Annotated in this window: 7 protein-coding genes; 2 read left to right on the top strand and 5 right to left on the bottom strand. The window is 66.9% G+C overall.

The window, feature by feature from the left end:
* Positions 1-33: 33 nt before the first annotated feature.
* Genes J4O76_RS09205 through tssK form a run of 5 tightly spaced genes read right to left on the bottom strand, consistent with a single transcriptional unit; the run spans position 34 to position 7,404 of the window.
* Positions 34-801, bottom strand: coding sequence for a PP2C family protein-serine/threonine phosphatase (locus tag J4O76_RS09205; protein WP_426281433.1), 768 nt, complete (start codon positions 799-801; stop codon positions 34-36).
* Positions 798-1,280: a type VI secretion system-associated protein TagF gene (gene tagF / locus J4O76_RS09200; RefSeq protein WP_426281432.1), complete on the bottom strand. Its 483-nt coding sequence runs from the start codon at positions 1,278-1,280 to the stop codon at positions 798-800. The genes J4O76_RS09205 and tagF overlap by 4 nt, the downstream gene beginning before the upstream one ends.
* Positions 1,277-4,672, bottom strand: coding sequence for a type VI secretion system membrane subunit TssM (gene tssM / locus J4O76_RS09195; RefSeq protein ID WP_426281431.1), 3,396 nt, complete (start codon positions 4,670-4,672; stop codon positions 1,277-1,279). Before tssM ends, tagF begins: the two co-directional genes overlap by 4 nt.
* 3 nt (positions 4,673-4,675) lie before the next feature.
* Complete coding sequence (icmH, locus tag J4O76_RS09190) at positions 4,676-6,061, bottom strand: type IVB secretion system protein IcmH/DotU (protein ID WP_426281430.1); 1,386 nt, start codon at positions 6,059-6,061, stop codon at positions 4,676-4,678.
* Complete coding sequence (gene tssK, locus J4O76_RS09185; RefSeq protein WP_426281429.1) at positions 6,058-7,404, bottom strand: type VI secretion system baseplate subunit TssK; 1,347 nt, start codon at positions 7,402-7,404, stop codon at positions 6,058-6,060. Before tssK ends, icmH begins: the two co-directional genes overlap by 4 nt.
* A 199-nt stretch (positions 7,405-7,603) precedes the next feature.
* On the opposite strand from tssK, the gene J4O76_RS09180 reads away from it, so the two are divergent.
* Together J4O76_RS09180 and J4O76_RS09175 are read left to right on the top strand one after the other, a co-directional pair.
* A complete protein-coding gene (locus tag J4O76_RS09180; RefSeq protein WP_426281428.1) occupies positions 7,604-8,467 on the top strand; it encodes a response regulator in 864 nt (287 codons plus the stop codon).
* A gap of 136 nt (positions 8,468-8,603) precedes the next feature.
* Positions 8,604-10,385 (top strand): ATP-binding protein, encoded by a 1,782-nt coding sequence (locus tag J4O76_RS09175; RefSeq protein WP_426281427.1) that lies wholly within the window; start codon positions 8,604-8,606, stop codon positions 10,383-10,385.
* The last annotated feature ends 89 nt before the right edge of the window (positions 10,386-10,474 follow it).

Genomic DNA, 10,474 nt, shown 5'->3' with positions numbered 1-10,474 from the left:
GGGAACGATCGTCACAGCGCCGTTCCCACGCCATCAGATTTCGAGCAGCAGCGCGCCGATCTGGGTCGCCTGTTCGCAGCCGATGATCGTCACCGTCACATTGTCCTGCGCGCCACGTTCGAGGGCGCGATCGAGCAGCAGTTGCGCGACCCGGTCGGGAGATGCCGATACGAGCGCACGGCGAATTTCACGATCATCGACCATCCCGCTCAACCCGTCGCTGCATAGCAGGAACACGTCGCCCCCCGCGAGCGATCCCTCGATCCGGTCGAGCAGCAGGGCCTCGAACGTGCCGACCGACCGCGCGAGCACGTTGCGAAAGGGATGGTCCGCAGCATCCCGCCGATCGAGCAGCCCCCGCGCGATCATTCGTTCGACCTCGGTGTGATCGGTGGTGAGCTGGGTCAGCGTACCCGCCCGGTGGCGATAGACGCGACTGTCGCCGGCCCACAACACTACATAGCGGTCGTCGCGGATCAGCAATACCGCCACGGTCGATCCGATCGGTGCGCCGCTCTTGCGGGTCGCGGCCCAGATCGTGGCGTTGGCAGCGTTCAGGGCCTCCGTCACGGCATCGGCCGCGCCCTCTATGGCGAGCGGAAGCGCAATGTGCTCCAGGGCGTCGGCGATCGTGCGCGAGGCCCATTGGCCGCGCTCATGCCCTCCCATCCCGTCGGCGATGGCCCATAGCCCGGCTTGCAGACGGACCACCCCTGCATCCTCGTTGACCGCACGCACCGTGCCCGGATGAGTCCGATATGCCTGCTCGAGACGGAGGGCCGCCGGCGATCGCATCGTCATAATGTCCAGTCCGCCTGCCATTCCCGCATCGGCGGGGAGGCGATCTCGGCCTTGGGAGGGATATTGGCCAGCGCGTTGACGGCGTCGTCGAGGATCGCGGCAGCATCACGCTGCTGGAGGAACGCGTCGTACAGGCAGCGTTCGAGGCTCGGCGCCATCCATTCGCCGTCGTCGCGCAGTCCGCGACCGCCGACCACGCCCAGTACGAACAGGAACGGCCGGCCGACCCGGTCGCACGAAAAGGCCGCGCACCCCACTTGCCAATAGGCTTCGCCGCGTCCCGGCTCCAGGACGAAGCCACGGGGCGGCGTCGTCTCGAGGATGCGGTCGAACGCCTCGCCGCCGCGCGCGCGTGTTGTGGCTAGCGTGTCGATGCAGCGCCGGTCCCAGATACGCTGCGCTTCCAGGGTCAGGCCACGGCACAGGAAATCGCCGAACGCGGGCAGTTTGCCGAACAGGAAGGGGCGGGTTTCGCTCATAACCGCTCCGGGCAGCGGAAGGAGAAGGGGCCGTTGCGCGCGAACGGGTTGGCGGCCGATGCGTAGGTCACGCGCAAAGCGGTGCGGTGGGGTGCGTCGCCGAACCAGACGACGATCGCCTGCGCGCCGGCATTCTGCATGCGTTCGGCGGCGGCGATCAACCGGAACAGCGCGAAGCTGCCCTGCCGGTCGATCCGCGACAGCGTCTGTGTGCCGTTCATCAGCGCGAGCGACGCCTGCGGCAGTGTCGTCGGGGTCCAGACGATCGGGTACGAGGCCGGATCGCGCGCCGCCAGCGCATAACGGGTGTTGCCGACCGCGAGGTCGACGGTCGTGACATCGGCGCCCGCGGTCTGGAGCGAGACCTGCAGGACCAGCCCGCCGGCCGTAAGGTCGCGGATCGCCGCGGCCTTGCGGAACGAGTCGGCACTCGACGGCGAGAACCGGCTGGCGACCGTGTCGTTCGTCCGCCAGCGCCACCGCTCCGGTGCCTGTACGAGCAGCGGCTGGAGGTTGCCGCGGACGAACCCGTCGATTTCGCCGTTGTTGCCGTAGACGCGTTGCAGTTCGGCCGGCGACACCTCGGTAGTGGCGGCGGCGTCGAACGGGAAGCGGCGATTCGTGGTCGTGCGACAACTGGCGAGGATCGTCGCGCTGTACTGGTCGTTCAGCATGGTCTCCGTTGTCCTGGCGGCGGCACCGCGACCGTTGCGGCCGATACCACCGACGAAGGATTGCAATTGTGGTGGGGCGGACACGCCGGCGGTGGAGAGATCGCCCAGCGCCGAGGCGAACTGGCCACGCAGCGCATCACCGCCGACGTTCGCGCCTGGCATGGCGCCTGCCGACGCGGCTGACGCAGCCTGCCGGACCGCCTGGACGAGCGCGTCGACCGGCGGCGGTGCTCCGGCCTCGCCGCGCGTGAAGGCCGCTGCTGGCCGGAAATGTGCCTGGATCGCGGTTCCCGCATCGAACCGCGCACTCGATGCTTGCGACGTCCCGAGCGTGGTGTTCTTAACGGTCTGATCCAACAGCGTCCGCAGCGGCGATGGCGTCCGCGTGAAGCTGCCGAGCGCCTGGCGATCGCCAAAATAATTGGCCGGCTGTGGCGTTGCCAGCACGTGATCCCACGCGGCGATATTGTCCTGTGCGTAACTGCGCGCGACGGTATCGTTGATCGCGGTCAACTGATCGCGAACCGACACCTTGGCCCCGTCGGACCCCAATACCCACAGGTCGCGGTCGAGTTCCGCGCCGATGTCCGCGAGTCCCGGACCGAACGCCCGCTTATAGCCGTCACGGGTGAAGAACCACGGGACCGACAGCGCCATGACCGTGTCGCCGTTGCGGAATGCGCGGCCATCGCTTTCGGCCATCACCGCGCTTGCCAGCCAGTCGGAATGCCCGGAGGCGGCGGCACGCTGGCGCAACATCGCATAAGCGCGGTCGGCGAGCGGCAGCCCGATCACCGCCGCTCTCGACTGGGCGAGCAACCGGCCATCGAGCGGTGCCCGACGGTTTGCCCACACCCGCCCTAGATCGTCGTCGGCAAGCAGCGCATCGAGATGTTCCGCCAGGCGGCGTCGGACATCCTCCCGGTCCGCGCCCGGCAAGGCGGTCGTCGCCCAGTCGTTCCGGACCCAGGCGCCCACGGCACGCGCGTCGAGCGGGCCGTAGCCGCCCAGCATCAGATAGGTCTTGAGCGGATCGTACAGTCGGATGGGCGTCTGCGCGTCGGTCCGAAGCGCCTGTTCGAGTTCGAGCAACAGGCGGGGCAGCATGATCCGTTGCAGCGCCTCCAGATACGTCGCGCGTGCCGCCTGCGCATGGCCGGACTGGTAGAGGCCGAGCCGCATTCGCCACGACGGCCGTCCCGACAGTTGCGCGGCATAGCCGCCCGGTAGTGCCCGCAGCCGATCGAGCACGGGCAGCATCTGTTCCAGGTCGGGATCGTCGGCACGCACCTCCGCCAGGTCGGCGCCGCTGGCAGTGATTGCCGCCGCTGCCGCTCGCGCGCCCGACAGGTCGGCCGCCTGCAAGCCCTTGTTGGCCTGGAACGAGCCATCCCACAGGAACAGCATGACGATCGCAACCGCGGCGAACGCGGCGATACCGCCGATATTGGCGAGGTGCCGGCGTCGCTGCACGACGGGCTCCGCTTCGACCAGCCCCGCCTCCGGAAACATGACCTCGGCGAACAGGCGGTTCAGGAAGAACGCTCGCGTTCGCGTGGTGGCCGCCGGACTGGCAATGCCATCATACGAGGTGGCGAGCGATGCCAGCAGCCGGTCGATCGGCGATCCCTCCTGCTTGCTGCTGGCGAAATAAAAGCCGCGGAGGCGATGGCCCGGCGCGTCGTCCTCGGGCAGCATGCCGCCCACCAGCCGGGCAAACCGTTCGCGCAGCGACAGCAATTGCGCGGAAAAACCGATGATCCGGCTACGGCGCTGGCGATCGGGCTCATCCTGCAGGCGCTTGGCGGTTCGTGCGTCGATCGCCTCGACCATCCGATCGAACGCCGCGGTCATGGTCGCGGCGGTGACGGGCTCGTCGATCGCCAGCGTGCCACCCAGCACCGCGCGACGGCCATCGGCGGCGAGATCGGCGAAAAAGTCTCCAAAGCCTTCGAGCAGGTCGGTCTTTGTCAGCAAAAGATAGACCGGTGCGGCGATCCGGAGCGTGGACCGAAGTTCCTGGAGGCGACGGCGGATCGCCGCGGCGTGCGCGTCGATCCGCTCGCGATCCTCCGATACCAGCATGTCGACACCGATCGTGACGATGATGCCGTTGACGGGTTCGAGCGGGCGTGTCCGGCGCAGCAGCGTCAAGAATCGCTCCCACCCCTTGGCATCGCCGCGCGGGTCGGAGTCCTGCGTCGTGTAGCGGCCGGCGGTATCGACCAGCACGGCATCGTCGGTGAACCAGAAATCGAGATTGCGGGTGCCGCCTTCCCCCTTCAGCGCACCGTCGGCGTACGGAAAGCGCAGCCCGGAATTGAGGAAGGCGCTGGTCTTGCCGGCGCCGGGCGGGCCGATGATGACGTACCACGGCTTGGCGTAGAGATAGTTCTTGCGGCGCCCGGACGCCTTGCGCAACTCGGCCAAGGCCTCGCGCAGCCGCGTTGAAACCGCCGCCGCGTCTGCCTCGCCCCGGTCGGGTGTGGCGATGCCCTCGGCGATCGCGCCGGCGTTGCGGCGTCCCCGCCATGCGCGCCATCCCGCGACCGCGCCGAACACGACGACCACCGCGATGATCAGCCCGAACCGGAAGCGCGAGCTGTTGAGTGCGGGAAACAGCATCGGCAGGCCGACCGAGCCCAGCAGTGCGATGATGACGCCCGCGGGCACGATCATCACGTACCAGTTGCGCTGCAGTTTTTCGATTCCGCTCATCGTCTACTCCGTGCGCGGCACGACGATTTCGACGCGGCGGTTGAGTGCTTTCCCCGCTGCGGTGGCGTTGGTGGCGATGGGGCGGGTCGCCCCGAAGCCTTGCGATGACACCCGCTTAGGATCCGGGAGCAACCCGCGGAACACCGTCGCAGCCGCCTGTGCGCGTGCGTCCGACAGCGCCTGATTGTCCGGGAAGGCCAGGCTGGTCACCGGATCGCTGTCGGCATGCCCCTCGATCCGGATCGCGCCACGCTCCTGCGCGACGGCGCGCGCGATCCGCTCGAACAGTGCCTGCCGCCCGGGTTCGAGCACGTCGGAGCCCGAACGGAAGAGCTGACCGATCGTGGTTCGTACGCGGACGCTGTTCGCATCCTCGTCGAGCGTGACGAGATGCTGGGCGATTTCCGGTGCGAGCAGCCCCGCGATCCGCGATTGCTGGGCACTCGTCGGCTGGGCGGCGGCATCGGCGCGGCGCGACAGGCGGAGCGGGGTCTGGGGATTGATCGCCGCCATCGCCGCCAGCGCGGGCTGGCCGGTCTGCCCCAGGATAAGCCGCAGCACGAGCAGCAGCACAAGCAGCCCCCCGGCAAGTACGCTGGCGGCCAGCAACAGCGGCGCCCATGCCCCGGCGGTACGGCGCGGCGTGGGGCGGCCGCGCCACGCCGGCACGAGTTCGGTCTCCGACACGGCGCGGACATGCGGCAAAGCGGCATAGGCGTCGGCCATCGTCCGGTTGAGGTCGGCGCTGCCGGTGTTGCCGACCCGGTGGCGGCCGTGGAACCCCGCGGCTAGGCAGGCGTGATAAAGCTCGATCAGGTCGGCATGACCAGCCGGATGCGCGAGCATGTCCGCCAGCAGCATCCAGAACCGGTCGCCGCCGATATTCTCGCCGAAACCGCGGACCACCATGCTGCGCCGCGCCCATTCGACGCCTTCCGCGCCGCGCCCCGGCAGCGTCTGCGCGACATCGTCGACGGTGGCATAGACCGCATAACGCGCGCGCCGCTGTTCCTCGACGTCGAGGCCGATGTGCAGCAACGCCTGGTCGAACCGCGCGGCGGCGGCACTGGCGCGGCGATGAAGCTCGGGCAGCGGCAGGTCTATCCGCCCGGACCGCACGGCGGAGATCAGCGCGAGCAGCGGGGTCGCCGCCTCGCGCACCGGATTGCGCGCCGTCCGCGCGACCCCGGGATCGGGGAAGTCCTCGTCGATCGACGGGGGCAGGGACGAAGGGGGCAGGGGCGGCAGGGAGTCGTGCGTAACACCCGGCGGCGCATCATTCCGATCCGACGAGACGAACAGCGTCGCGCCCTGTTGCCGCGCGCGCAACTCCTGCAGCGGGCTCGGCCGAAAGATCGTCTGCTCGCTCTCGTCGCCGCGCCGGCTCACCGCCTCGGCCCCCGCTTGACGCACCACAATTCGATCTGCAGCTCGGGCCAGTCGCCCGACAGATGCAGGCCGAGCGCGGGCGAGGTCGCGAGCGCCGCGAAGTCAGGCGATTGTCGGTCGAGCTCGAAATAGGCGTAGCCCGGCAGCGTGCGGATCTGCGGGGGCGCGGTCGGCACGTGACGCAGGGGGACGCCGGCCAGCGCGGACTCGACGATCTGCTGCATCTTGCCGACCGGACCGATCTTGGCGGTCGCAGGGAAACGCGTGCGAACGTCTTCCAGCGGCATCCGTGCGCTCACCGCGATGTAGAGGAAGCCCGATACGTAGGGCGCGGGGTCCGTGATGCGCGACGTGTACGCACCGGGGCCCGCCTGTTCGAGTGGCAGCTGGAAGGCGGCACGGTCGAAGATTGCGGACAAGGCGGCCTGGATCGACTCCACCACCGGCTCGAAACTGTCCGCGAGCCGCTCGTGATCGTAACTCGGGAACGTTGGCGGACGCCGGTCGACATGCGTCAGCGTGGTGATCTCGCCCGCCATGCCCAGCAACATTTCGTACAGCCGTTCCGGGTGCACCATCGGCAGCGCGGTAAGATGCGCCAGTTGCGCGTGCCAGCGGTTGAGCGTCTGCAGCAGGAGGAAGTTGACGAAGGTCTCGGCTCCGCCCTCGGTCGCCTCCACCGCGCGCAGTGCCAGTTCGTCGATACGTTGCGCGGCGCGGCCGAGAATATCGCGCAGCATCGCCGACACGCGGTCGCTTGCGCGTATGTCGAGCACCGGCGGGACATAGCGCGCGTCGAACTGCACCGCACCGTTGACGATCTCGCGTACCCGCGCCAGCCCCAGGATCACGCGTCCATAGGTCTGGTCGCGGCTAACGCCGAAGCTGAGGTTGGGTCGAGCGAGTTCGACCGCCTCGGCGCTGCGATCTTCGGAGAACGTGTCGATCACCTCGTCCTCCACCACCACGAACCGAGTCGTGTGCGCGGCGGGATGCGCGTCGTTGCGAAACGCGACCGCACCGGGCTGGTTCGCGGGCAAGGTGAGGAAGACGATCGCGTCGCGCGCATCGGCCGGCATGTCCATCGGGGCTGGCGGCGGCAGATCGTCGGGAATCGCGAAATACGTTCCATCGGGCATCACGCCGCGCAGACGTTCGATCGCGAACTTGCCCAGTCCGGCGAGCTCGCGGTCGATCACCAGCTCGGTCACGCCCCAGCGGTACGGTCCGGCATTGCGTCCCTGCGCGGCGATCGCCGCGTCCAGATGCCGATCCTGCTGCTGAAAATGCTGCTGGCGCAGGAACAGGCCCTCACGCCATGCGACCCGGCTGCGGCTTACCATGACTGCGACCTGCGGGCGTCGTCGGGCGGAACGTCGAGGGGCGAAACGATGGACATGGCCACCGTCTTGCGGCGTTCCGGTTTCAACGCCGTGTCGAGGACTGCACGGCGGGTTACGGTTGAAACATGACGCCGTCCCGCCCGTCTGGACGTTCATCTGCCAGTAAGGTTTAAAGTTCGACTACGTAGGTATTGTAAGAATGTGCTTAGCAATTCAGTATCAAGTCTATGCTGATGTTTGTGACATTTTTCTTACGGTAATAACAAGGCGCTCGCTTAAAAAGAGCGTCGAGCTGTCGGAGCGGTACCGCATGTCGTTTATCGAAGCGATTTCTACGAATAATTCGTTTCATTCCGCGCGTGTTTTGGTCGTCGATGACGAAGATTCAATGCGACGCTCAGTGGTCAATTATTTGAACGAGCATAACCTCCGTGCGTCTGCCGTTCCCGGTCGCCAGGGGCTGTTCCATACCCTCGCGGTGCGCGAACCCGACCTGATCGTCATGGATATTCATCTTGGCGAAGAGGATGGCCTGGATCTCCTGCGTGAGATTCGCGGCAAGAGTGTCGTGCCGGTTATTCTGATGACAGGGCATTTGCGCGATGAGATCGACCGGGTCGTGGGCCTGGAGCTGGGTGCCGACGATTATCTGCTGAAGCCATTCGACATGCGCGAGCTGCTTGCCCGGATTCGTTCGAACCTCCGCCGCCGAACGATGGATCGCAGTGCGCCTGCGCGGCATGCCGAGCTCGATTACGCGTTCGCAGGCTGGCGTTTCGAACAGCGGACGCGGCGGCTGATCAGCCCGACGGGCGAGACGGTCACGCTTACCAAGAATGAATTTGCGCTGCTCAGCGCTTTTGTCACTGCGCCTCGCCGGCCGCTCAGCCGCGAGCATTTGTTGCAGGCGACCCGTCTGCACGAGGACGTGTTCGATCGTAGCATCGACGTCCAGATTCTGCGTCTGCGTCGCAAGCTGGAGATCGATCCGCGTTCGCCCAGACTGATCAGGACCGAGCGCGGCCTCGGCTATCTTCTCGACGCCGATGTAACGATCCACTGAGCGCCGTGAAATCCGTGCATGCTCGAGCACGCCGACACGTGGACGAGCGGGCACGATGTGCTGCGCCGCCGCCGCCCATGGCGTCACATAGGGTCCAGGCGCGATTGCCGCCGGTAGAACCAAGTAGACCGACTTGATGGCAACACATTTGCCGAGCGAGGCAGGTCCGGCAATCATCTTGCTGGGCTTGGCTGTTGCGATGGCCGTGGTCTGGTGCCTCCACCGGCGGGCACATGACCGTCGTTTGCGTCTGGAAGCGATGCACTCGGCCGTATTCACGCTGTTGCTGGACGGGCCGTCATCGGAGCTCGGTCTGCGGATCGAGGATGCGCTTGCCGACCTTGGCTCGATCATCGGTGTGGATCAGGTATGGCTTCTGGTCGGTGGGGATGCCGATGTCGACGCATTCTACGGCTGGTCCGCAGACGGGTCTCACCAGGCTCTCACTCAGCAGGACGCGGAGGCGCGAACCGCCAGGATCGTTGATCGCTTTCCTTGGGACGAAAATACGATCCTGGTCGAACCGGGCGCGCGGTCGGTAGCCTCCTGGAACCAGGTCATGACCCGACAGCGCGGCACTTGGGCGACGACATTGATGATGCGCTCGCGAGAGCATCAGGACCTTGTGCTGCTGTGCTTGACCGCGCGCAATCGATGGGTCGTCTATCCCGAGACGATCCACGGGCTCGCCTCCGCGCTGCAGACCGCGTTGCAACTCGAGCAGCGTCACCGGCTGGAGACCGAACGGCTGGTCATCGACCAGAAAATGGCGCTCGGTCGTCGAATGGAGGCGATCGGCGCACTGGCCAGCGGGCTCTCGCATAACCTCAACAATATTCTGACCGCGATCGACGGGTTTCGCGCGACCGCCGCGTTGCACGTGCCAGCGAACGGCGTGGTATCCGCCAACCTCGTTGAGATCGGGCAGGCGGTAAAACGCGCGAGCGGCCTTGTGTCGGACGTGCTTCATTTCGGCCGCCGGGTCGAAGGGCCGGCGGAGACGGTTTCACTGGCCGCACTGCTTGCCGAAACGCACAAACTCGTCACGGCGGCTTTGCCGAGCGGCGTGACGCTGGACTGGCAAACTGCCGATGAGCCAATGCACGTCGAGGGCGACTTCGGGCAGTTGCAACAGGTACTGCTCAACCTGTGCAGCAACGCCGACAACGCCATGGCGGGCGGCGGCGCGATCGCCTGTGTGTCGACGTTTCGTTTGCTCGACGATCCGATAAAGTTGAGCCACAACGTGCTGCGCCGAGGACGCTACGCGACCATCGCGGTGTCCGACGAAGGGCGCGGGATCCCGGCCCAAGCGATCCCGCACATCTTCGATGCCTTCTATACCACGCGGCAGGGCGGAACAGGCCTGGGTCTGTCGACGGCCCGCGAGATCATCGAGGCAGCTGGCGGCGCGATCGACATCGACAGTATCGTCGGCGTCGGCAGCCGTTTCACGGTCTGGATCCCGCTGGCTGCGGACGGCGACGCTCCGCTGGCGGGCGACGTCAACAGGGGTACGGGCGAAACGGTGCTGATCGTGAACACAGACGGGCAACGGCTGTCCAACGACGAGGAATTGTTCGCCGCGCTGGGCTATGAGCCGATCGGCATCACCAGTCCCGAGACGCTCGACGCTATCGAGGGGGACATCGACGTTGCGGTCGTAGCAAGCTTCGATCCGCGGTTGGCGGATGAACTTGCCGCGCGTCTGCGGATCGCGGGCATTACGGCACCCTTGCTCGTCGCGGTGCCGCAACCCGAGTTTCTTGGGCAGGTGGTACAGGGGGGAGCGGTTGTCCGTTACCCATTCCAGCCCGCCAACCTTGCCCATGCGCTTGCCCTGAGCCTGGTTCCAAACACCCCCGAAGGTCCTTCGACCCACCCGCGGGTGTCGTCGAATGTGACAATCGTAGCATAGAACGCCCGATCTGAAATCCGGGTGAAGCCCGGCAGCCGCATCTCTTGCGCAGGCGGCACCGGCATGGTGCCCGCAGCAACCGGCGAGGC

The sequence above is a fragment of the Sphingomonas sp. NFX23 genome (genome assembly GCF_049887795.1).
Classification (GTDB): domain Bacteria; phylum Pseudomonadota; class Alphaproteobacteria; order Sphingomonadales; family Sphingomonadaceae; genus Sphingomonas.
Note: the sequence above shows the minus strand (reverse complement) of the source record. Positions and strands in the feature narration are given on the sequence as shown.